The following is a 20,771-nucleotide window of genomic DNA, read 5'->3' on the forward strand; positions in this document are numbered from 1 at the left end:
CCGCGAATATGTCAGTCGGGCCTGCATAGCGGATCGCCCCGGCCGTCGCGGGCCTGAAGGGCGGTGGCGGCGTCGCTCGCCACGCGGGGGAAGCTGACGCCTTCCAGCGTGCCGCGCCCCTTGCAGACGTCCGCGCATTTCATGTCGACCACGCCGGGCAGCGATATCTGGTCGCCGTCATATTGCGCCACGACGATGCAATCGCTGCGGGAAAAGCTGAGGATCAGCTTGTCGCCCGTACGCCGCGCAGACCCTTCCCCCGCGCAACTCTGATCCTCGCCAAAGCTCGCCTCCAGGCCGAAGCGGTAATCGCCATTCCTGCCCGGGATCACGCAGAATGCGTCGCGGCCCGCCTCATGGTTGCGCTGATAGAGGCCGATCGCCGATATCTTCGCCGCATCCGCGATCGCGCCGGTTTCGATGGCGGCGCGCTCCAGGCCGGAAGCGGTCTGGATGCCGCCCTCATGACGCCCAGGCACGGGCGCGGCTTCGCGCTGGCAGGCGGCGAGCAGGAGCAGTGCGGAAAGGCTAGTCAGCCGCATCGACGGGGGTCAGGCCTTCCGGGCCGACGCGGCGGAAGAAGCAGGAGCGCGCACCCGTGTGACAGCTGGGACCGGCTGGAACCGCCTTCACCCAGACCGCATCCTGATCGCAATCGATGCGGATGTCGCGGACTTGCAGCATGTGGCCGGATGTTTCGCCCTTCTTCCAGAGCGACTGGCGGCTGCGCGACCAGAAATGGGCCAGGCCGGTGTCGACGGTCAGTTTGAGCGCCTCCGCATTCATATGCGCGACCATCAGCAGCTCGCCACTGTCCACATCGGTGACGACGGCGGTGATCAGGCCGTCCCGGTCATATTTGGGATTGAGGGTCAGTCCCTTGTCGCGCGCTTCATCCATGAGCGGGCTATAGAGCGCGCAGGGCCATATGCGAAGCCCCGATTATCACGGGATTTGAGAGAAAATGGGGCGATCGACGGGATCCGAACCCGCGACCTCCGGTACCACAAACCGGCGCTCTAACCAACTGAGCTACGATCGCCACGGGGGCCGTGCCCCGTAAGAGAAGGGCCACATATGCGGCCCATCCCGCGCCGTCAAGCGGGTGCATGCGGAAAATGGCGCGAGGAAAAAATAAAAGAGAAAAGGGACGAAGAGCTTCACGCCCCCGCCCCTTTTCCTGCCTGTCGACTTCAGCGCGCGCATCGGAGTCCGGCCCCGTGCCGCTGCGCCATTCTCTCCGTAAAACTTTCGCCAACCGCGACGCCGGCTCAAAAAAACCGGAAAAGGCGCCCTCCAGGGAGAGCGCCTTTGAAAACCCTTAGTTGACCGAGTCCTTCAGACCCTTGCCCGCCTTGAACTTCGGCTGGGCGGAAGCCTTGATCGTCATCGTTTCGCCAGTGCGCGGGTTGCGTCCGGTGGACGCCTTGCGCTGCGAAACGGAGAAAGTGCCGAAACCGACCAGGCGCACTTCGTCGCCCTTCTTCAGCGCGCCGGTGATCGCGTCGAAAACGCCCTCTACCGCCTTGCTGGCGTCACTCTTGGAAAGGCCGCTGCTTTCAGCGACAGCGCCGATAAGATCCTGCTTGTTCATGCCTTGGGAACCCCCTTCTAGCTGTTTGGATAACTTAGGAATCGCGGCGTAGGCGGCGCAATAAGGCCCAGCTTTCGGGCCTTGTCAAAGGGAAAGCTGCGTCGACGGCTACTCAGGCAGGATTTTCGGTCAAAACCCTGACGAATAGCCGTCAAATCAGACGCTCGTCAGCCCGGATCAGTGCCGGATCGGGGCTTCCCCGTCCCGCGCCTGCGCCGGATTCGGTTGGGCGGCCAGGTCGTCTTCCTCGGTCCAGGCGATCGCCTCCGGCTTGGACATCAGGGCGCGGGCCAGCACCTCGTCCACATGGGACACGGGGACGATTTCCAGCCCTTCCTTGATATTGGCCGGAATCTCCGCCAGATCCTTCTCATTCTCAGCCGGGATCAGCACCGTCTTGATGCCGCCGCGCAGCGCCGCGAGCAGCTTTTCCTTCAGGCCGCCAATGGGCAGCACGCGCCCGCGCAGCGTGACTTCGCCCGTCATCGCCACATCCTTGTGCACGGGAATGCCGGTCAGCGTCGACACGATGGTCGTCACCATGCCGATGCCTGCCGAGGGGCCATCCTTGGGCACCGCGCCTTCGGGAAGGTGGATGTGGATGTCCTTGCGGATGAAGATGCTGGGCTTGATCCCGTAACCGGGCGAGCGCGCCTTCACATAGGAGAAGGCGGCCTGGACGGATTCGTTCATGACCTCGCCCAGCTTGCCGGTGGTGCGGATCGCGCCCTTGCCGGGCACCGTCACAGCCTCGATGGTCAGCAGTTCGCCGCCCACTTCGGTCCAGGCCAGGCCCGTCACCGCGCCGATCTGATGCTCTTCCTCGCCCACGCCATGGCGGAATTTCCGCACCCCGGCATAGTCCGCCAGATTGTCCGGCGTGATCGTCACCTTCTCATAGGCGCCTTCCAGGATCTTGCGCAGCGCCTTGCGGGCGAGCCGCGCCACTTCGCGCTCCAGCGTGCGGACACCGGCTTCGCGGGTATAGTAGCGGATCAGGTCGCGAACCGCTTCCTCCGTGACCTCGAACTCGCCTTCCTTCAGGCCATGAGCGTCGATCTGCTTGGGCAGCAGGTGCCGCTGGGCGATCTCGACCTTCTCATCCTCGGTATAGCCCTCCAGCCGGATGATCTCCATGCGGTCAAGCAAGGGTTGCGGCAAATTCAGGGAGTTGGCGGTCGTCACGAACATCACGTCTGAAAGATCGACGTCGATCTCCAGATAATGATCCTGGAACTTGCTGTTCTGTTCGGGGTCCAGCACCTCCAGCAGCGCCGATGCCGGATCGCCCCGGAAATCCTGGCCCAGCTTGTCGATCTCATCCAGCAGGAAGAGCGGGTTCATCGTCCCCGCTTTCTTGAGGTTGGTCACGATCTTGCCCGGCAGCGAGCCGATATAGGTGCGGCGATGGCCCCGGATTTCCGCTTCGTCACGCACGCCGCCCAGAGACTGGCGCACGAATTCGCGGCCCGTCGCCTTGGCGATGCTGCGGCCAAGCGAAGTCTTGCCGACGCCCGGAGGGCCGACCAGGCACAGGATCGGGCCTTTCAGCTTGTTGGTGCGCGCCTGCACGGCCAGATATTCGATGATCCGGTCCTTGACCTTCTCCAGCGCGAAATGATCCTCGTCCAGGATCGCCTGCGCCTTCTTGAGGTCGGTCTTGACCTTGCCCTTCTTGCCCCAGGGCAGGCCGAGCAGCACGTCCAGATAGTTGCGCACGACCGTCGCTTCGGCCGACATGGGCTGCATGCCCTTCAGCTTCTTCAACTCCGCCGTCGCCTTGGCGCGGGCTTCCTTGCTCAGCTTGGCCTTGGCGATCTTCTCGGTCAGTTCGGCGAGTTCGTCGCCTTCCTCACCCTCGCCATTGCCCAGTTCGCGCTGGATCGCCTTCAACTGCTCATTCAGATAATATTCGCGCTGGGTCTTTTCCATCTGCCGCTTCACGCGGCCGCGAATCTTCTTCTCGACCTGGAGCACGCCCAGTTCGCCTTCCATGAAGGCGAAGACCATTTCCAGGCGCTTGACCGGATCGGCCTCGACCAGCAGCGACTGCTTGTCGGCGACCTTGACGTTGATGTTGGCGGCGATGGCGTCGGCCAGGCGACCGGCATCCTCGATCTCGCGCAACTGCACCGGGGTTTCGGCGGGCAGCTTCTTGTTGAGCTTGGCGTAATTTTCGAACTGTTCGGCGACCGAACGCATCAGCGCCGCAGCCTCCGGCCCCTCGGCGGGCAGTTCCTCGACCGCGCTCACTTCCGCGTTCATATGGCCTTCGCCAGGGGTGAGACCGTCGAGACGCGCCCGCTGCTTGCCCTCCACCAGCACGCGGACCGTGCCGTCGGGCAGTTTCAGCAGTTGCAGGACCACCGCGATCACGCCGGTATCGTAGAGCGAATCCTGCCCCGGATCATCCTCCGCCGGATCGAGCTGGGAAACGAGGAAGATTTCCTTGTCGCCCTCCATCGCCGCTTCGAGCGCGGACACGCTTTTGTCGCGGCCCACGAACAGCGGCACGATCATCTGCGGGAAGACGACGATGTCACGCAGGGGAAGAAGGGGATATAGCGTAGTCATTCACTCTCCGGGGCGACATTTCAGCCCAATCATGCGGTTCATCGTCTTTATGGGGAGAGTCGCCGCATCGTTCAATCATGCCTTATAGGGTCGGAATGATGAATAAGGGCTGATTCCGCCATAATTTAACGTCAGAAAGGCAGTTTGAAGCCCGGCGGCAGCGGCAGCCCGGCGGTCATCTTGCCCATTTCAGCGTTGGACACTTCGTCCGCCTTCTTGCGCGCATCGTTGAACGCCGCGGTGATGAGGTCTTCCAATATCTGCTTTTCCGTGGGGGCGAGCAGGCTGTCGTCGATGGCGACGCCCAATATGCGCCCCTTGGCCGATGCGCGGACCTTGACCAGCCCGCCGCCCGCGCTGCCCTCTACCTCCAGCTTGTCGAGATTGTCCTGCGCGCGTTGCAGTTCCTCCTGCACGCGGCTGGCCATGCCCAATATTTCGTTCAGATCTTTCATCGCTCTGCGCTCCATTGTTCAAGCTCATCGCTAAGCTCGGCATCGGGGAAGGCGGTCAACGCCGCCTTGACCACCGGGGTTTCCATGATGGCGGCGCGGGCATCCTCGCGCTGCCGGTTTTCCTGCGCCATCAGGGTCGGCGCGACCGGGCCTTCGGCCTGCCGCACCTGCCAGGTGAGGCCCGTAATGTCCTTGAGCGCCCGGGCGGTTTCGCGGAAGAAATCGCCTTCGCCATACCAGGGGTCGGTCAGGCGGATTTCCAGCAAGGGCGGCGCATAGTGGGAAAGGCCCGCGCAATCCTTCAGATGCTGGGACAATTGCCCCCTGCCGCGCTGGTAGAGCAGTTCGATCAAATCTTCGAAGCTGGCGGGAAGCTGCGCGGCCGGATTGCCTGCCGGGGCCGATTGCGGCGGCTGGCCTGGGGTTGCGGCGGCAGGCGCGCCATCGCGCAGCAGGCGGGCGATCTCGCCCGGGTCGGGCATGGTGGCGGCGTGCATCACGCGCAGCAGCGCCATTTCGCAGCTTTCGATGGGCAGCGCGGCGCTGGCGACCTCATCGTGCCCCTTGAGCAGAAGCTGCCAGAGGCGGTGGAGCGGCGCGAAGCCCAGTTGCGAAGCCCATTCGGCCAGCGCTTCGCGTTCCTCGGCGGACTGGCCGGGACTGGCGATGTCGCGCCCGGCCTTCACCAGCGTGACGGTGTGGACCAGTTCGAGCAGGCCGCGCATCAGGGACAGAGGCTCGACGCCCAGCGCATATTGATCGCGCACCGCGCCCAGCAGCGCGCCCGTGTCGCCCTCCAGCAGCAGGCCGAGCAGGCGGCGAGTCGATCCGCGATCCGACAGGCCCAGCATGTCGCGAACCTGCATGGCCGTGACGATCGGCGATCCTTCACCCATTTCGGCATGGGCTATGGCCTGATCCAGGATGGAAAGGCCGTCGCGGGCGGAACCTTCGGCGGCCTGGGCGATCAGCGCCAGCGCATCGGGTTCGGCGGCGACCGATTCCGCCTCGACCACATGGGCGAAGTGGGCGGCCAGCAATTCCGCCGGAATGCGGCGCAGGTCGAAGCGCTGGCAGCGGGACAGGATGGTGACCGGAACCTTCTCGACTTCGGTGGTGGCGAAGATAAATTTCACATTTTCAGGCGGTTCTTCCAGTGTTTTCAGAAGAGCATTGAACGCGCTTCTCGACAGCATATGCACTTCGTCGATGATGAAAACCTGAAAGCGGGCGCCGAACCCGGTATTACGGGAAATATTGATGATCGAACGGATGTCGTCGACGCCCGTATGGCTGGCAGCGTCCATTTCAATGACATCGGGATCGCGCCCCTCCGAAATGCCTTCGCAAAATTTGCAGACGCCGCAGGGATCGATGGTCGGTGCGCCCTGCCCGTCCGGGCCGACGCAGTTCAGCGCCTTGGCGATCAGCCGCGCGGTGGAGGTCTTGCCCACGCCGCGCACGCCGGTCATCAGGAAGGCATGGGCCAGGCGGCCCCGGCGGATCGCATTGGCCAGCGTCTGGACCATCGCGTCCTGCCCGATCAGTTCCCGGAAATTGCGCGGGCGATATTTGCGCGCGAGGACGCGATAGGGCTGAGGGGAATCGGACATTCGAATCTTCTAGCCGTTCGTGCAGGGCTTGGCGACCCGAAGGGCAGCCTCCATCGTTCCAATATCGAAAGAAGAAGTGGACCGTAAGAACGGGCGCCATGTGGAGGTGGGAGCCGGAACGACCCGCAGCGAAATCACTGTGGCTGCTTCCGTCAGGACCTGACCAGGTTCGCGACGACTACGTCCGCCCGACTCCCGGCGCGGCATATGGCGAAAGGCGGGGGGGATGGCAAGGGGTTAAGGGATCGGCCGGATAAGCGCTTCCCGCAGGAGCACGATGGTTTTTGGGACTATGGCTGCGCGCTCTTCCCAGCCTATTCCAACCCCGTCTTCTGCGCCTTGCCCACGAAATCCAGCGCGGCGCGGGCGGTTTCGGCAATGGCGGCTTCGGCTGCCTTCGCATCCACCGTGGGACGGTCCAGGTAGATGGCGAGGATATATTCCTCGCCCGAAGGGGCCTTCACCAGCGCGACGTCATTATAGGCCGTGCCGCAGCTTCCGGTCTTGCTGCCGGAGGTCCAGTCCTTGGGCAGGCCCGCCTTGATGCGGTTGCCGCCGGTGGTGCTGGCGTTCAGCCAGCCGCGCAGCTTTGCGGCGCTCTCGGCCTTCAGGTCGCGAAAGATCAGGCGGCCCATCAGGCCTGCCATGGCGGCGGGGCTGGTGGTGTCGCGATCGTCGCCCTGCGCATTTTCGTTGAGCGCCGGTTCCGTCCGGTCGAGGCGCGTCACGCTGTCGCCATGGGTACGCATGAATTTCGTCAGGCCTTCCGGCCCGCCGATCATCGGCAGCAGCAGGTTGGCGGCGCTGTTGTCGCTGACCTCCACGGCGGCGGCGGCCAGTTCCTCCATCGACATGCGGCCGCGTTTGACGTTCTTTTTGACCACCGGCGCATAGTCCAGCAAGTCCGCCTTGTTGAAGCTGATCTGCCCTTCCAGCCCGAACTTGCCGCCTTCCGCGCCAGCCAGCACCGCGGCGGCGAGCGGCGCCTTGAAGGTGGAGCACATGGCGAAGCGCTCATCCCGGTTGAAGCCCAGGATCAACGCCCCCTTGCTGTCGACCAGCGCCACGCCCAGCCGGCCGCCGGTCCCGGTCTCGATCTCCTTGGGATTGCGCACCGACTTCATGGCGGATTCACTCACCATATAGCGGGGCGGCGGCGGCAGCAGCGACTGGCGCGGCGCTTCTTCCTGCGCCGAAGCCGAAGCCGCGAGCAGCAGGGCCGCGAGGAGCAGGCGCTTGGGCAAGCTCACATCCCCTGCATATTGTAGGATTCGCCGGGGATGCGGACGGTCAGGCTTTCCAGTTTCTCGTCCAGCACGATCTGGCAGGACAGGCGGCTGGTGCGGGTCGCGGCGGCGGCCAGGTCCAGCATGTCCTCCTCATCCTCGCTCGCCTTCTTCAGCTTGGGGAAGTCGGCGGCGTCGACGATGACGTGGCAGGTGGAACAGGCCATCTGGCCTTCGCAAGTGCCCTCCAACGGCTGGCCCGCGGCCTGGGCTATATCAAGCAGGACCGATCCGGCCGGTGCTTCGACTTCCTGTTTACGCTCTCCATCCGCGCTGATGAAGGTGACCCTTGTCATGATGCGACGTTCCCCGCTTTACAGCGCCCATATTTGGGCTGCTTTGTTCATTATCCTCGCGGCATCCTCCAGTTCGGCCAGTGTCGTGTACCGGCCAAAGCCGATCCGCACCGATCCACGCGCCTCCGCATCTGAAAGGCCGAGTGCGCGCAGCACATGGCTAGGCCGCCCGGACCCGCTTGCGCAAGCACTACCGAGCGAAAAAGCGACATCGCGGCATTCCGACAACAGCCGTGCGCCGTCCACTCCCGCGCGGCGGAGGTTCAGATTGCCGGGATAGCGGCTGGTTTCGCTGCCGTTGAGCGTCCATTGCGAAAAGAGCCTGCGGGCCGCCTGCCACAGCATATCCACATGGGCGCGGTCGGCGTCGGCATGTTCGCGCATCAGCCGGGCGGCGATGCCGAATCCGGCGCAAAGGGCGGGCGACAGCGTGCCGGATCGCAATCCGCCTTCCTGCCCGCCGCCGTGGATGATGGGGGTTAGGGTCACGCCGTCGCGAAGCCAGAGGGCGCCGATGCCCTTGGGGCCGTGGATCTTGTGGGCGCTGATCGCCACCATGTCGCATTGGGCCGGGATGGGGATGCGGCCATAGCCCTGCACCGCATCGCACAGGAACAGCGCGCCCGCCCGATGGGCAAGGTCGGCCAGTTGCGCGACCGGCTGGATGACGCCGATCTCATTATTGACCAGCATGGCCGCGACCAGCGCCACGCCGGGGCGGATGGCCTCTGCCGCTTGATCGAGGTCGATCAGGCCATCGGACCCGACCGGGAGGACGGTGACGGCGCGCCCCGCCCTGCCCCCTGCCCTGCCTAGCGCTTCGGCCGTGTCGAGGACGGCGGCATGTTCGGTGGCGATGGTGACGATGCCGCCTTCGGGCGCGCCCTGGATCGCCATGTTGAGCGCTTCGGTCGCGCCGGAGGTGAAGAGCAGGCGGCCGCCTTCGGGAAGCAGTTTCAGGATTTCGGCGCGGGCCACCTCGACCTGCGCGGTAACGGCCCGGCCCAGGCGGTGCGGGCTGTGGGGATTGGCGAACTGGTCGCGGAGCAGCGGGACCATGGCTTCGAAGGCTTCGGGCGCGAGCGGCGTCGTCGCCTGATAGTCGAGATAGATGGTCACCGGGCGCGCTCCGCCATCCTGGTCCAGGCCGCGATGAAGCGGTCGATGTCGGCTTCGCTGGTGGCGGGTCCGAAACTCACCCGGACGACTTCGCCCGCCTGCGCCTCGTCCCAGCCCATGGCGTGGAGGACATGGCTGGGCTTGAGCGAGCCGGAGGAACAGGCGCTGCCCGCCGAGACGGAAATGCCCGCAAGGTCGAACTGGATAAGCTGGGCGCGGGCCGACAGGCCGGGCATGCGATAGCTGGCGATATAGGGGATGCGCGGGGCGTCGCGGGCGACGATCTGGCCGCCGGACGCCTCTATGGCGGCGTCGAGTTGGGCGCGGAGGGCGGCGGCTTTGGGGAGCCAGTCGGTGCGGGCTTCGAGGGCGGCGGCCATGCCGAGGATGGCGGGCAGGTTTTCGGTGCCGGGACGATAGCCCTGCTCCTGACCGCCGCTGGGGTGGATCAGGGTAAGGTCTTTGATGAGCAGCGCGCCGATACCGGGAGGACCGCCGAATTTATGAGCGCTGATGGCGATCATGTCGGCGTCCGGAAGCGGCAGTTTGGCGGCGCTCTGGGCGCAGTCCGCAAAGAGGATGACGCCTTCCCGGTCGATGGCGTCCAGCGGCTGTATGACGCCGGTTTCGTTGTTGACATGCTGGATGGCGAGGAGAACCCTCTCCCCCGTTCGCTCCGGGCCTTCCCCAATGGCGGAGAGGGTGGCGAGACCGTCGGATGTGACATCCAGCCGTTCGGCCCCGGGGGTCACGCGCAGCACCGAATCATGCTCGACCGGCGATGTCAGGATGCGGCCCGCCTTGGCGCGGCCCAGCCCCATCGCGATGGCTTCGCTGGCGCCGGAGGTGAAGATGATCTGGCCATCCCAGCCCAGCGCCGCGCCGATCCGGCGGCGCGCATCCTCCAGCGCGGCGCGGGCGGCGCGGCCGTCTCCATGCGGGCTGGAGGGGTTGGACCAGCTTTCCAGCGCCTCGGCCATCGCGGCTTTCGCCTGGGGCACGATGGGCGTGGTGGCGGCATGATCCAGATAGAGACGGTCGGAAGCCACGGACGGGAAACACTCATTGATTGCGGAAATGGTGGCGACTTCTATATAGGCGGTCTGTCGCGCAGCGCCAGCATATGCTGCTGCGCCGTCTCCATTCGCGGCTCGCCCTGTTTCGGGTTGGGCCGCCCAGAACCATAACAGGTGCCATGCCCGACGTAATCTTCCCCGGTCCCGAAGGTCGCCTTGAAGGCCGCTTCAGCCCCCCGCCCCGTCCCCGCGCGCCCGTGGCGATGATCCTGCATCCGCACCCCCAGGGCGGCGGCACCATGAATGACCGTATCACCCAGGCGCTTTACAAGACCTTCGTGCGGCGCGGCTTCGCGGTGCTGCGGTTCAATTTCCGCGGCGTGGGCCGCAGCCAGGGAACGTTCGACAACGGCATTGGCGAGTTGAGCGATGCCGCCGCCGCGCTCGACTGGGTGCAGAGCTTCCACCCGGAGGCGCAGACCACCTGGATCGCCGGCTTTTCCTTCGGGGCGTGGATCGGTATGCAGTTGCTGATGCGGCGGCCGGAAATTCGCGGCTTCATATCGGTCGCGCCGCCCGCGAACATGTATGACTTCTCCTTCCTGGCGCCCTGCCCTTCCTCGGGCATCATCGTGCAGGGCACGGCGGACGAGGTGGTGACCGCCAGCGCCGTGCAGAAGCTGGTCGACAAGCTGCGCACGCAGAAGGGCATCACCATCCATCACGACGAAATCCGTGGCGCCAATCACTTTTTCGAACACGAGTTGGATCAGTTGATGAAGTCGGTGGATAATTATCTGGATATGCGGCTGTCGCCGGATTCGCCGATCCGGTGAATGCGGTCGAAAGATGATGAGGTGAAGGGGCTGCTTTGGCGGCCCCTTATCTTTTGGGCTGGCCTTGATGGCCACCCCCAACCCCTCCCGCTAGCGGAAGGAGACCAAGAAGTTCGGGTTGAGGCGCCTGAGCTATTTTGCGCTTGGCCTTAAAGGCTGCGGGCTTTAGCCGCGATGCGCGATGAGCGAACAGAAGAATGACTCCCGGCTGATCTGGAGCCGCTATTACAGCGCCTTTGTTCCCGCCCCGGCGGGACCGGGCTTTCTGGATCGATTGAAGGCCGCGAGCGGTGCAATCGGCGGAATTGCCATCACCGGCCTGCTTTGCGGATTGATGCTGGGCAACGGGATCGCCCATCCTCTGCTGGTGGCGCCGATGGGCGCTTCTGCCGTGCTGCTCTTTGCCGTCCCTGCCAGTCCATTGGCCCAGCCCTGGCCCGTCCTTGGCGGCAATGTGGTGTCGGCGCTGGCCGGCATCGCGGTGGCGAAGCTGATCCCCGATCCGACGGTCGCCGCCGCGCTGGCGGTCGGCTGCGCCATCGGGGCCATGTCGCTTTTCCGCTGCCTGCATCCCCCGGGCGGAGCGATTGCGCTATCGACGGTGCTGGGGGCCACCCATGGCGCGCCGAGCTACATGTTCGCCTTCGTGCCGGTGGCGGTGAATACGGCGCTGCTGGTGATTGTCGCTATCCTCTTCCATCGCATGGCGGGGCATAATTATCCCCATTTCGTGCCCAAGGCGCCCAGCGCGCATGGCACCAGCGACCCCGCCCCACTTTTGCGCTCACCGTCCGAGCAGGATGTCGAAGAGGCGCTGCATGCCTATGGCGAGACATTGGACGTGGACGCGGCCGACTTGCAGATCGTGCTGCACGATGCGGAAATGCGCGCGGCCGAGCGGGTGCATGGCCGGATGACCTGCGGCGAGATCATGTCGCGCGACGTCATCTCGGTACGGGAGGGGCAGCCGGTGGCCGAGGCGCGGGAACTGCTCCATCAACGGAGATTGCTGTCCCTGCCGGTGCTGGACAGTGCCGGGCGCGTGCATGGCGTGGTAGGCCCGCTGGATTTGGCGCGGGAGGGCGAGCGCGTGCGCGACATCGCTTCGGACCCCTATGTCGTGCATGCCGATACGCCGGTGGCGGCGCTGCTGCGGCCCCTGACCGGCGGAGGGCGGCGCGAGGCGATCGTGGTGGATGACGAGCGGATGCTGCGCGGCCTGATCACCCAGACCGATCTGCTGGCGGCGGTAGCGCTTCGGGCCTAATGGCTGCTATTTTCCAGCACCGGCAGGTCCGGGCCGGGAATGGCGGTGATGGCGACGTTCGCGAACATCACCAGCCCGGCGACGATCATCAGCGTGCCGCGCTTGCGGTCGCCCGTCCTGACGATGGCGTAGATGCCGCCGCCGGTCAGGGCTATGCCCGCCAGCATCAATATGGATAAAATCGTTCCTGCCATGAAGCAGGCCATAGGTGGGCGGGTGGACTGTGGCAATATCGCGGTTCACCTCCTATGAGGCGCGGAAACGAATCAACTTTTGAGCGATTGGACAACCGGCAGTTGAAAATAGCCCTCGCTTCCGACCATGCCGCCGTCGATCTGAAGGCGGAACTCGCCGATTGGCTGCGCGCCGAAGGGCATGAGGTCGACGATCTGGGTCCGGCGACCGCCGACCGGGTCGATTATCCGGATTTCGGATACAGGCTGGCAGCGGCGATCGCGTCCGGCGCGGCTGAGCGGGGCATCGCGCTCTGCGGGTCTGGCATCGGCATCTCCATCGCCGTCAACCGCAACCCCGCCTGCCGCTGCGCCCTGGTGTCGGAGCCGCTGTCCGCCGCGCTTTCGCGGGAGCATAATGACGCCAATGTCCTTGCCCTGGGCGCGCGCCTGACCGGCGTGGACATGGCCAAGGCCTGCGTCGCCGCTTTCCTGACCACCGATTTCGGCGGAGGCCGCCATGCCGGCCGCGTCGAGAAACTCTCCCAGCCCGCGCTTTAAGGAGCCTGCCCTATGAGCACCGCCACCCTCACCCAGCCCAACCTGTCCGACATTCGTTCGGAAGGTTATTTCACGCGCAGCCTGGCCGATGCCGATCCGGCGGTCTTCGCGGGCGTCACCCATGAACTGAAGCGCGAGCAGAACCAGATCGAGCTGATCGCTTCGGAAAATATCGTGTCGAAGGCGGTGCTGGAGGCGCAGGGTTCGGTCTTCACCAACAAATATGCGGAAGGCTATCCGGGCAAGCGCTATTATCAGGGCTGCGCGCCGTCGGACGAGGTCGAGCAACTGGCCATCGACCGGGCGAAGCAGATCTTCAACTGCGGCTTCGTCAACGTGCAGCCGCATTCGGGCGCGCAGGCGAACGGCGCGGTGATGCTGGCGCTGACCAGGCCGGGCGACACCATCATGGGCCTGTCGCTGGACGCGGGCGGCCACCTGACCCACGGCGCGAAGCCCGCGCTTTCGGGCAAATGGTATAATGCCGTGCAATATGGCGTGCGCGAAGACACGCATGTGATCGACTATGACGCGCTGGAGGCGCAAGCCATAGAGGCCAAGCCCACGCTGATCATCGCGGGCGGTTCGGCCTATCCCCGTCACCTCGACTTCGCGCGGTTCCGGGCGATTGCCGACAAGGTCGGCGCGTTGCTGATGGTCGACATGGCGCATTTCGCCGGTCTGGTGGCCGGTGGCGCGCATCCGACGCCCTTCGGCCATGCCCATGTGGTGACCACCACCACGCACAAGACCCTGCGCGGTCCGCGTGGCGGCATGATCCTGACCGATGACGAAGCCATCGCGAAGAAGATCAACTCGGCGGTGTTCCCCGGCCTTCAGGGCGGGCCGCTGATGCATGTGATCGCGGCGAAGGCGGTCGCTTTCGGCGAAGCGCTGCGGCCGGAGTTCAAGACCTATGCGCAAGCCATCGTCACCAACGCCCAGGCGCTGGCCGCCAAGCTGGAGCAGCGCGGCCTGGCCGTGGTGTCCGGCGGCACGGACACGCATCTGGCGCTGATCGACCTGCGCCCCTACGGCATTTCGGGCAAGGACGCGGACGAGGCGCTGGAACGCAGCTTCATCACCTGCAACAAGAACGGCGTGCCGGGCGACCCGCTGCCGCCGACCAAGACCAGCGGTATTCGGGTCGGTTCCCCTGCGGGAACGACGCGCGGGTTCGGCGTGGCGGAATTCGAAGCCATCGGCGACATGATCGCGGACGTTCTGGAAGGGCTGCGCGATCATGGCGAGCATGGCGATGCGGCGGTCGAGGCCAATGTGCGGGAGCGCGTCTCGGCTCTCTGCGCCCGTTTCCCGATCTACGAAGGATAAGGTCGCTTGCGCTGCCCCTTTTGCGCCCATGACGACAGTCAGGTGAAGGACAGCCGCCCGACGGAGGATGGCGCCGCCATCCGCCGTCGGCGCCAGTGCGAGGCCTGCGGCGCGCGCTTCACCACTTTTGAGCGGATTCAGCTCCGCGACATATGGGTGGTGAAGAGCGAGGGGCGCAAGGAAGCCTTCGATCGCGACAAGCTGGCGCGTTCCATCGGCATCGCGTGCCGGAAAAGGCCCATCGATCCGAGCCGCCTGGAAAGGCTGATTTCCGGCATCCAGCGGCAGTTGGAAACGTCGGGCGACGGCGAAGTCCCCGCGCGCGCCATCGGCGAGATGGTGATGGATGGGCTGAAGCGCCTGGACAGCGTCGCCTATATCCGCTTCGCCAGCGTGTATAAGGACTTCACCGACGCACGGGATTTCGAGGATTTCGCCTCGACCGTGAAGGAGGTCGGGAGTGAGTGAAGGTTCTCATGCCTCCCTCCCGTTCGCCCTGAGCGAAGTCGAAGGGCCATGTCGAGCGCGGCGAGACAACTGACGGATCATGGCCTTTTACGCCTATATTCTGAGATGCGCGGACGGTTCCTATTATACGGGACATACCGACGACCTTGAAACGCGGATCACGCAGCATCAGTCCGGTTCGATCCCCGGCTACACGTCCGAGCGGCGACCGATAGAATTGATGTGGTCCGCCGCATTTGAAAGCCGGGCGGAGGCTCTTGCCAGCGAACTTCAGATCAAGGGCTGGTCCCGGAAGAAAAAGGAAGCGCTGATCGCTGGGAATTGGGAAAAGTTGAAGAAGGCTTCGGTGTCCCATTCCTCGCCTTCGCTCGGCAGCACCCTTCGACTTCGCTCAGGGCGAACGGAGGATGAAGTTGCTCTCTCCGACGTGACGAACGATATTATGAACGAACCTGCATCCCCTCCCCCCGTCATCGTCCTCGTCCGCCCGCAGCTTGGCGAGAATATCGGCAAGGCGGCGCGGGCCATGCTGAATTTCGGGCTGGTGGAGATGCGGCTGGTGTCGCCGCGCGATGGCTGGCCCAATCCGGATGCCGGGCCGTCGGCGGCGGGCGCGGACGTAGTGCTGGAAAAGGCGGAGGTTTTCGAGACGCTGGCCGATGCGGTGGCGGATTGCGCCCATGTCTATGCGACCACCGTGCGCAAGCGCGGCGTGACCAAACCCGTCGTGACGCCGGAAGAGGCTGCGCGGGAAATCCATGCCGCCGCGGGGCGCTCCGCCTATGTGTTCGGGCCGGAGCGGTCGGGGCTGGAGACAGAGGATGTGGCGCTGGCGCGGAAGATATTGACCGTGCCGATCAATCCGGAATTCGGGTCGCTCAATCTGGCGCAGGCGGTGATCCTGTGCGCCTATGAATGGTCGAAGCAGGCCGGGCTGGAGCAGCCGACCCTGGTCGATCTGGGCGAACCGGCTCCGCAGGCGGAACTGGAGGGGATGATCGACCAGTTCGAGACGCTGCTGGAAGGCGCGGGCTATTTCTTTCCGCCGGATCGGGCGCCCGCGACCAAGCGGACCTTGCGGAACCTTCTGACCAAGCCGGGCTGGAACCATCTGGAGGTGCGGACCCTGCGCGGGGTCTTGTCCGCCCTGGGCAATCCGCGGGCGCGCTGAGGCGGGTCGAACGTCTTAGCGCTTTAGCCGATCGAACTCGTTCATTTCATAAGCGATGGACGCTTCGACCAGCTTTTCCCACAATTCCGCTATCACACCGGCTGGCGCGCCCAGGCGCTCCGCTTCGGCGCGGGCGTTTGCGATGACCTCCGCCTTGCGGGGTTCGTCGCGAACAGCCCCACGCTCCGGCTTGATCCGGGCGGCGGCGCGCATATGGGCGAAGCGCTGATCGAGCAGGGCGACAAGCTGACGGTCGATTTCGTCGACGCCTGCGCGGACTTCGGCCATGGTCGTGTAGCTTTCGGGATTCATGGGACGCTGAACTAAGCCCGGAAACCCGGCCTGTCGAGGGTTGACATCGCGTCATCGCTTCGTCATAGGCGCCGCTTCGCAATTGGTCCCGCATCCCGGTGAAGCGGTGGCCCTGCCCCTGAAATATGGATCGTAGGCGATACCGGGCATAACGTTGTCAGCAGTTGTAAGGAAATATCATGTCGAAGCGTTCCAGCGCCAAGTATAAACTCGACCGCCGCATGGGCGAGAATATCTGGGGCCGCCCGAAGAGCCCGGTCAACAAGCGTGAATATGGCCCCGGCCAGCACGGCCAGCGCCGCAAGGGCAAGATGTCCGACTATGGCATCCAGCTGCGCGCCAAGCAGAAGCTGAAGGGCTATTACGGCGACATCACCGAGAAGCAGTTCAAGAAGAGCTACATCGAGGCCGCCCGCATGAAGGGCGACACCGGTCAGAACCTGATCGGCCTGCTGGAGCGCCGCCTGGACGCCGTCGTCTACCGCGCCAAGTTCGCGCCGACCATCTTTTCCGCCCGTCAGATCGTTTCGCACGGCCACGTCTATGTGAACGGCGTGAAGTGCAACATCGCCAGCCGTCTGGTGAAGCCGGGCGACGAAGTCACCCTGGGCAAGAAGGCCCAGGAAATGGCGCTGGTCCTGGAAGCGCAGAGCCTGCCCGAGCGCGACATTCCCGACTATGTGTCGCCCGATGGCGCCGCGAAGGTCACCTATGTCCGCGTCCCCTCGCTGGACGAAGTGCCCTATCCGGTGAAGATGGAACCCAATCTGGTCGTCGAATTCTATTCGCGCTAAGATTTCGGTTATGCGAATTACGGGAAAGGCGGTCCTTCGGGGCCGCCTTTTTTGTTTGTTCAACAAGCCTTGTCTGGTTGCGGGCGTGCTGGCATCAACGACGCATCCACTGTCTTTTCAAGGCCCTTGCCATGCGCGCGCTTTTGCTGACCTCTCTGATCGCCCTGACCGCAGGGGGCGCGGCGGTGGCCGCTTCTTCCGGCGACGGCCCCTCCATCGACACGATGAAGGAGGTGGTGAAGGAAATCTCCTCAGACGCCTATGAAGGGCGCGCTCCGGGCACGGCGGGGGAGGAAAAGACCCTGGCCTATCTGGTCCAGCGGTTCGAGGCGCTGGGGCTGAAGCCCGGCAACAAGGGTAGCTGGTTCCAGGACGTGCCGCTGGTGGAGATCGACGCGAAGAATGTGTCGCCGCTCCGCTTCACCGGGGGCAAGAGCGCGGTGTCCGCCGCTTACGGCCCGGAAATGGTGATCGCCACCTATCGCACCGGCCAGCCGCATATCGAGGTGAAGGACAGCCCTGTCGTCTTCGTCGGCTATGGCATCAACGCGCCGGAGAAGAAGTGGAACGACTATGCCGGCGTCAATGTGAAGGGCAAGACGGTCGTCATCCTGGTGAACGACCCCGATTACCAGACACCGACGCTGCGCGGGCCGTTCAACGGGCGGGCGATGACCTATTATGGCCGCTGGACCTACAAGTTCGAGGAAGCGGCGCGGCAGGGCGCGGCGGCGGCGATCATCGTGCATGACACCATGCCCGCCGCCTATGGGTGGAATGTCGTGCAATCGAGCTGGACCGGCGCGCAGCATGTCGCGGACAGCGCCAACGGCAATGCCGGCCAGTCCGCCGCCATCGGCTGGATTCAGAAGGACAAGGCGGCGGCCCTGATGGCGAGCGCAGGGCTGAACCTCGACACGCTGATAGCGGCGGCGAAAAAGCGCGGGTTCAAGGCGGTGCCGCTGAAGGGCGTGAAGGCCAGCGTCTCCTTCGACAATGCCGTTCGCAAGCACAGGTCGAAGAATGTCGTCGCCCTGCTGCCCGGCAAGACGCGGCCTGACGAATATGTGCTCTACGCGGCGCACTGGGACCATCTGGGCCATTGCGAAGCTGCGCCCGATGGCGACGACATTTGCAACGGGGCCATCGACAACGCCACCGGCACGGCGGCGCTGGTCGCGCTGGCGGAGGCGAATGTGAAGGCCGGGCCGACGGATCGCAGCCAGGTCTTCCTGGCCGTGACGGCGGAGGAATCGGGCCTGCTGGGGTCGGCCTATTATGGCAATCATCCGGTCTTCCCGCTGGGGCAGACGGTGGGCGGGGTCAATATGGACGCGCTCAGCATGGCTGGGCTGGCGAAGAATGTCGTGGTGATCGGCAAGGGCAAGTCGCAGCTTGACGGCTATCTGGACCGGGCGCTCGTCGCGCAGAAGCGGGTCGCCAGCCTGGAGCCGACGCCGGAAAAGGGATTTTACTACCGCTCCGACCATTTCAGCTTCGCCAAGCATGGCGTGCCGATGCTCTATTTCGAGGGCGGACAGGATCTGGCGAAGGGCGGCCCCGCGGCTGGCGCAAAGGCGGCCAAGGATTATGAAGAACATCATTATCACGGCCCCAAGGACGAATATGATCCCAAATGGGACTGGAGCGGCGTGAAGGCGGACCTGAAACTTTATTATGATGTCGGGCGGGCGCTGGCGAACACGACCGATTGGCCCAACTGGACGCCTGGGGACGAATTCCGCGCCATTCGCGACAAGAGCCGGGCGGGGAAGTGACGGCCTTTTGCGGCACTTGTGGCCAATGGCGGACATTAGATATCCGTTCGCCCTGAGCGAAGTCGAAGGGCTCAGCCCGAACGGAAAACTGAACGTCCGCTCTCCACCCCAATCAGCCATTCATCACAATGACTCTGGAAAGCCCTGCACGATCCTGTAGAGGGCGCGGACAGACCCGCAGACAGGAGCCGAACCCATGACTTTCCGTATGCCCGCCGAATGGGCGCCGCATGACTGGACCTGGATCGGCTTTCCCACCAATCCGCAGGAATGGCCCGGCGCGTTCGATGAGGCCCGGCGGCAGATCGCGGATTTTGCCAGCGCGCTCCATGCGGATGGCAAGGGCGAGGAAGTGCGACTGGTCTGCGCCCATGAGGGCGACGCGGATGTTGCCCGCGGGCTGGCGGCGCCAGGCGTGACCATCCTGGTGCAGAAGCTGGGCGACGTCTGGCTCCGCGACACCGCGCCCATCGCGGTGAAGCGGGGCGACGAGCGGGCACTGGTGGATTTCGGCTTCAACGGCTGGGGCGGCAAATATCAGATGCCGGGCGATGAGGATATCGGCGCGCGGCTGGCGGCGACGACGGGCCTGCCCACCTCGACCCAGCATTGGGTGTTCGAAGGGGGGGCGGTCGACACCGACGGCAACGGGCTGTTCGTGACGACGGAACAATGCCTGCTCAACCCCAACCGCAACCCGGAACTGGACCGGGGGAAAATCGAAACATTGCTGGCCGGATCGCTGGGCCTTTCAGACATGCTCTGGCTGGGCGACGGATTGCTGAACGATCATACTGACGGCCATGTCGACAATCTGGCCCGATTCGTGGGGCCCGGCGTGCTCGCGCTGCCCGAAGCCAGCACGGAGGATGACCCCAATGCGGCCATCTATGCCGATGCGCGGGCGCGGGCCAAGGCCTTCGGAGTGGAGGTGGCGTCCATCCCCTCCCCCGGCCGCGTCATCGTGGATGGGGAGGTGATTCCGGCCAGCTACATGAATTTCTATGTCGGCAACGCAGCCGTCATCGTGCCCATCTATGGCCAGCCCAATGATCAGGCGGCGCTGGATGCGTTCAGCCCCTTCTTCCCCGGCCGGGAGATCGTCGGGCTGCGCAGCGACGCCATTCTCTCAGGCGGCGGCAGCTTCCATTGTTGCAGCCAGCAGATGCCGTCCGCCTGAAGGCGCGCGATCCGGCTTGCACGCCGGCGATCCTGCTCTATCTCCTGACCGTCGCCTTTGCCCATCTGTCTCCAGGGTTTCGCATATGACCAAAGTCACCGTCGCCGCGCTCCAGCTCGCCTTTTCGGACGACCGGGCGAACAATATCGAAATGGTCGCGGGCCATGTCGTGAAGGCGGCTGCCCGTGGCGCGAGGATCGTCCTGCCGCCCGAACTGTTCGAAGGCCCCTATTTCTGCAAGGTCGAGGACGAAGCGCTGTTCGCCAACGCGCTGCCTCTGGACGAGCATCCCGCCGTGCAGGAAATGCGCAAGGTCGCGAAGGCGGAAGGCGTCTATATCCCCACCAGCTTCTTCGAGCGGGACGGACATCATTATTACAACTCCCTCGCCATGATCGACGATGAGGGCGAGATCATGGGCGTCTATCGCAAGAGCCACATCCCCGATGGGCCGGGCTATGAGGAGAAATATTATTTCCGCCCCGGCAACACGGGTTTCAAGGTCTGGAAAACGAAGTTCGGCACTGTCGGCATCGGCATATGCTGGGACCAATGGTATCCCGAAACGGCGCGGGTGATGGCGCTGATGGGCGCGGAGATGCTCTTCTACCCGACCGCCATCGGATCGGAACCCTATGACGCCGACCTCGACACCAGCCGCATGTGGCGGCGCGCCATGATCGGCCATGCGGTCAGCAACTGCATGCCGGTGGTCGCCGCCAACCGCATCGGGGAAGAGGACGGCCAGAAATTCTACGGCCACAGCTTCATCGCCGACCAGTGGGGCGATTTCGCCGCAGAGGCAGGCGCGAAGGACAATGGCGCGCTGGTGGCGACACTGGACCTGGAGCAGGCCAGGACGCATCGGGCGGGCATGGGCTTCTTCCGCGACCGGCGGCCGGAACTTTATGCGCGGATCGCCCAGGATATTTGAAACAGGCTATTT

At 64.7% G+C, this 20,771-nt stretch carries 22 protein-coding genes, 1 tRNA gene and 1 other RNA gene; 10 read left to right on the forward strand and 14 right to left on the reverse strand.

The genetic code is table 11. The annotated features are described in order from the left end of the window. Window positions 1-11: 11 nt before the first annotated feature. The 12 genes from NUH86_RS06865 to NUH86_RS06920 form a co-directional block, all read right to left on the reverse strand. A complete protein-coding gene (locus NUH86_RS06865; RefSeq protein ID WP_267251737.1) occupies window positions 12-542 on the reverse strand; it encodes a hypothetical protein in 531 nt (176 codons plus the stop codon). Beyond that, window positions 529-900 carry a phosphoribosyl-AMP cyclohydrolase gene (hisI, locus tag NUH86_RS06870; RefSeq protein WP_267251738.1) on the reverse strand — a complete coding sequence of 124 codons (372 nt, stop codon included), beginning with the start codon at window positions 898-900 and terminating at the stop codon, window positions 529-531. The genes NUH86_RS06865 and hisI overlap by 14 nt, the downstream gene beginning before the upstream one ends. A 65-nt stretch (window positions 901-965) precedes the next feature. Further along, window positions 966-1,042, reverse strand: a tRNA-His gene (locus NUH86_RS06875). 279 nt (window positions 1,043-1,321) lie between these two features. Then, window positions 1,322-1,594 carry an HU family DNA-binding protein gene (locus NUH86_RS06880; protein WP_013846598.1) on the reverse strand — a complete coding sequence of 91 codons (273 nt, stop codon included), beginning with the start codon at window positions 1,592-1,594 and terminating at the stop codon, window positions 1,322-1,324. 177 nt (window positions 1,595-1,771) lie between these two features. Then, window positions 1,772-4,168, reverse strand: coding sequence for an endopeptidase La (lon, locus tag NUH86_RS06885; RefSeq protein ID WP_267251739.1), 2,397 nt, complete (start codon window positions 4,166-4,168; stop codon window positions 1,772-1,774). Between the two features lie 131 nt (window positions 4,169-4,299). Continuing rightward, complete coding sequence (locus NUH86_RS06890; protein WP_267251740.1) at window positions 4,300-4,623, reverse strand: YbaB/EbfC family nucleoid-associated protein; 324 nt, start codon at window positions 4,621-4,623, stop codon at window positions 4,300-4,302. Continuing rightward, a complete protein-coding gene (locus tag NUH86_RS06895) occupies window positions 4,620-6,236 on the reverse strand; it encodes a DNA polymerase III subunit gamma/tau (RefSeq protein ID WP_267251741.1) in 1,617 nt (538 codons plus the stop codon). Before NUH86_RS06895 ends, NUH86_RS06890 begins: the two co-directional genes overlap by 4 nt. Window positions 6,237-6,338: 102 nt before the next feature. Then, window positions 6,339-6,436, reverse strand: an RNA gene (gene ffs, locus NUH86_RS06900) — signal recognition particle sRNA small type. A 114-nt stretch (window positions 6,437-6,550) separates the two neighbouring features. Continuing rightward, window positions 6,551-7,486 (reverse strand): SGM family class A beta-lactamase, encoded by a 936-nt coding sequence (gene blaSGM, locus NUH86_RS06905; RefSeq protein WP_416365345.1) that lies wholly within the window; start codon window positions 7,484-7,486, stop codon window positions 6,551-6,553. Next, the gene (locus NUH86_RS06910) at window positions 7,483-7,818 is read right to left on the reverse strand and encodes a 2Fe-2S iron-sulfur cluster-binding protein (protein ID WP_267251742.1); all 336 of its coding nucleotides are present in this window, start codon (window positions 7,816-7,818) and stop codon (window positions 7,483-7,485) included. Before NUH86_RS06910 ends, blaSGM begins: the two co-directional genes overlap by 4 nt. Window positions 7,819-7,836: 18 nt before the next feature. Then, a complete protein-coding gene (locus NUH86_RS06915; protein WP_267251743.1) occupies window positions 7,837-8,937 on the reverse strand; it encodes a cysteine desulfurase family protein in 1,101 nt (366 codons plus the stop codon). Next, entirely contained in the window at window positions 8,934-9,986 is a 1,053-nt protein-coding gene (locus NUH86_RS06920; RefSeq protein ID WP_267251744.1) for a cysteine desulfurase family protein, read from the reverse strand. Before NUH86_RS06920 ends, NUH86_RS06915 begins: the two co-directional genes overlap by 4 nt. A gap of 146 nt (window positions 9,987-10,132) precedes the next feature. On the opposite strand from NUH86_RS06920, the gene NUH86_RS06925 reads away from it, so the two are divergent. Continuing rightward, a complete protein-coding gene (locus tag NUH86_RS06925) occupies window positions 10,133-10,789 on the forward strand; it encodes an alpha/beta hydrolase (protein WP_007688785.1) in 657 nt (218 codons plus the stop codon). A 181-nt stretch (window positions 10,790-10,970) separates the two neighbouring features. Further along, window positions 10,971-12,056, forward strand: coding sequence for an HPP family protein (locus tag NUH86_RS06930; RefSeq protein ID WP_267251745.1), 1,086 nt, complete (start codon window positions 10,971-10,973; stop codon window positions 12,054-12,056). Here the strand turns inward: NUH86_RS06930 and NUH86_RS06935 are convergent. Next, a complete protein-coding gene (locus NUH86_RS06935; RefSeq protein WP_267251746.1) occupies window positions 12,053-12,250 on the reverse strand; it encodes a hypothetical protein in 198 nt (65 codons plus the stop codon). The genes NUH86_RS06930 and NUH86_RS06935 overlap by 4 nt on opposite strands. 102 nt (window positions 12,251-12,352) lie before the next feature. Between NUH86_RS06935 and rpiB the strand changes: the two genes are divergently transcribed. The 4 genes from rpiB (at window position 12,353) to NUH86_RS06955 (ending at window position 15,761) form a co-directional block, all read left to right on the forward strand. Continuing rightward, window positions 12,353-12,790 carry a ribose 5-phosphate isomerase B gene (gene rpiB, locus NUH86_RS06940; RefSeq protein WP_267251747.1) on the forward strand — a complete coding sequence of 146 codons (438 nt, stop codon included), beginning with the start codon at window positions 12,353-12,355 and terminating at the stop codon, window positions 12,788-12,790. Between the two features lie 12 nt (window positions 12,791-12,802). Then, complete coding sequence (gene glyA / locus NUH86_RS06945) at window positions 12,803-14,122, forward strand: serine hydroxymethyltransferase (RefSeq protein ID WP_323749006.1); 1,320 nt, start codon at window positions 12,803-12,805, stop codon at window positions 14,120-14,122. Between the two features lie 6 nt (window positions 14,123-14,128). After that, the gene (nrdR, locus tag NUH86_RS06950) at window positions 14,129-14,590 is read left to right on the forward strand and encodes a transcriptional regulator NrdR (protein ID WP_267251748.1); all 462 of its coding nucleotides are present in this window, start codon (window positions 14,129-14,131) and stop codon (window positions 14,588-14,590) included. Window positions 14,591-14,669: 79 nt separating this feature from the next. Beyond that, entirely contained in the window at window positions 14,670-15,761 is a 1,092-nt protein-coding gene (locus NUH86_RS06955; protein WP_267251749.1) for a TrmH family RNA methyltransferase, read from the forward strand. A 15-nt stretch (window positions 15,762-15,776) separates the two neighbouring features. Here NUH86_RS06955 and NUH86_RS06960 read toward each other — a convergent pair whose 3' ends face one another. Further along, on the reverse strand, window positions 15,777-16,073 hold the full coding sequence (locus NUH86_RS06960; protein WP_267251750.1) for a chorismate mutase: 297 nt from the start codon (window positions 16,071-16,073) through the stop codon (window positions 15,777-15,779). A gap of 179 nt (window positions 16,074-16,252) precedes the next feature. On the opposite strand from NUH86_RS06960, the gene rpsD reads away from it, so the two are divergent. The 4 genes from rpsD (at window position 16,253) to aguB (ending at window position 20,759) form a co-directional block, all read left to right on the forward strand. Next, window positions 16,253-16,867, forward strand: a complete 615-nt coding sequence (gene rpsD, locus NUH86_RS06965) for a 30S ribosomal protein S4 (RefSeq protein ID WP_267251751.1) — start codon at window positions 16,253-16,255, stop codon at window positions 16,865-16,867. A gap of 131 nt (window positions 16,868-16,998) precedes the next feature. After that, window positions 16,999-18,645 (forward strand): M28 family peptidase, encoded by a 1,647-nt coding sequence (locus NUH86_RS06970; protein WP_267251752.1) that lies wholly within the window; start codon window positions 16,999-17,001, stop codon window positions 18,643-18,645. 196 nt (window positions 18,646-18,841) lie between these two features. Further along, on the forward strand, window positions 18,842-19,825 hold the full coding sequence (locus NUH86_RS06975; RefSeq protein ID WP_267251753.1) for an agmatine deiminase family protein: 984 nt from the start codon (window positions 18,842-18,844) through the stop codon (window positions 19,823-19,825). A gap of 85 nt (window positions 19,826-19,910) precedes the next feature. Further along, complete coding sequence (gene aguB / locus NUH86_RS06980) at window positions 19,911-20,759, forward strand: N-carbamoylputrescine amidase (RefSeq protein ID WP_267251754.1); 849 nt, start codon at window positions 19,911-19,913, stop codon at window positions 20,757-20,759. The last annotated feature ends 12 nt before the right edge of the window (window positions 20,760-20,771 follow it).

The organism is Sphingobium sp. JS3065 (genome assembly GCF_026427355.1).
In the GTDB taxonomy this organism is placed as follows: domain Bacteria; phylum Pseudomonadota; class Alphaproteobacteria; order Sphingomonadales; family Sphingomonadaceae; genus Sphingobium.

Bases quoted from the DNA above. Each gene is read 5' to 3' on its own strand.
- NUH86_RS06865 (WP_267251737.1), bottom strand. From the start codon at position 542: ATGCGGCTGACTAGCCTTTCCGCACTGCTCCTGCTCGCCGCCTGCCAG.
- hisI (WP_267251738.1), bottom strand. From the start codon at position 900: ATGGATGAAGCGCGCGACAAGGGACTGACCCTCAATCCCAAATATGAC.
- NUH86_RS06880 (WP_013846598.1), bottom strand. From the start codon at position 1,594: ATGAACAAGCAGGATCTTATCGGCGCTGTCGCTGAAAGCAGCGGCCTT.
- lon (WP_267251739.1), bottom strand. From the start codon at position 4,168: ATGACTACGCTATATCCCCTTCTTCCCCTGCGTGACATCGTCGTCTTC.
- NUH86_RS06890 (WP_267251740.1), bottom strand. From the start codon at position 4,623: ATGAAAGATCTGAACGAAATATTGGGCATGGCCAGCCGCGTGCAGGAG.
- NUH86_RS06895 (WP_267251741.1), bottom strand. From the start codon at position 6,236: ATGTCCGATTCCCCTCAGCCCTATCGCGTCCTCGCGCGCAAATATCGC.
- NUH86_RS06910 (WP_267251742.1), bottom strand. From the start codon at position 7,818: ATGACAAGGGTCACCTTCATCAGCGCGGATGGAGAGCGTAAACAGGAA.
- NUH86_RS06925 (WP_007688785.1), top strand. From the start codon at position 10,133: ATGCCCGACGTAATCTTCCCCGGTCCCGAAGGTCGCCTTGAAGGCCGC.
- NUH86_RS06930 (WP_267251745.1), top strand. From the start codon at position 10,971: ATGAGCGAACAGAAGAATGACTCCCGGCTGATCTGGAGCCGCTATTAC.
- NUH86_RS06935 (WP_267251746.1), bottom strand. From the start codon at position 12,250: ATGGCAGGAACGATTTTATCCATATTGATGCTGGCGGGCATAGCCCTG.
- glyA (WP_323749006.1), top strand. From the start codon at position 12,803: ATGAGCACCGCCACCCTCACCCAGCCCAACCTGTCCGACATTCGTTCG.
- NUH86_RS06955 (WP_267251749.1), top strand. From the start codon at position 14,670: ATGGCCTTTTACGCCTATATTCTGAGATGCGCGGACGGTTCCTATTAT.
- NUH86_RS06960 (WP_267251750.1), bottom strand. From the start codon at position 16,073: ATGAATCCCGAAAGCTACACGACCATGGCCGAAGTCCGCGCAGGCGTC.
- rpsD (WP_267251751.1), top strand. From the start codon at position 16,253: ATGTCGAAGCGTTCCAGCGCCAAGTATAAACTCGACCGCCGCATGGGC.
- NUH86_RS06970 (WP_267251752.1), top strand. From the start codon at position 16,999: ATGCGCGCGCTTTTGCTGACCTCTCTGATCGCCCTGACCGCAGGGGGC.
- NUH86_RS06975 (WP_267251753.1), top strand. From the start codon at position 18,842: ATGACTTTCCGTATGCCCGCCGAATGGGCGCCGCATGACTGGACCTGG.
- aguB (WP_267251754.1), top strand. From the start codon at position 19,911: ATGACCAAAGTCACCGTCGCCGCGCTCCAGCTCGCCTTTTCGGACGAC.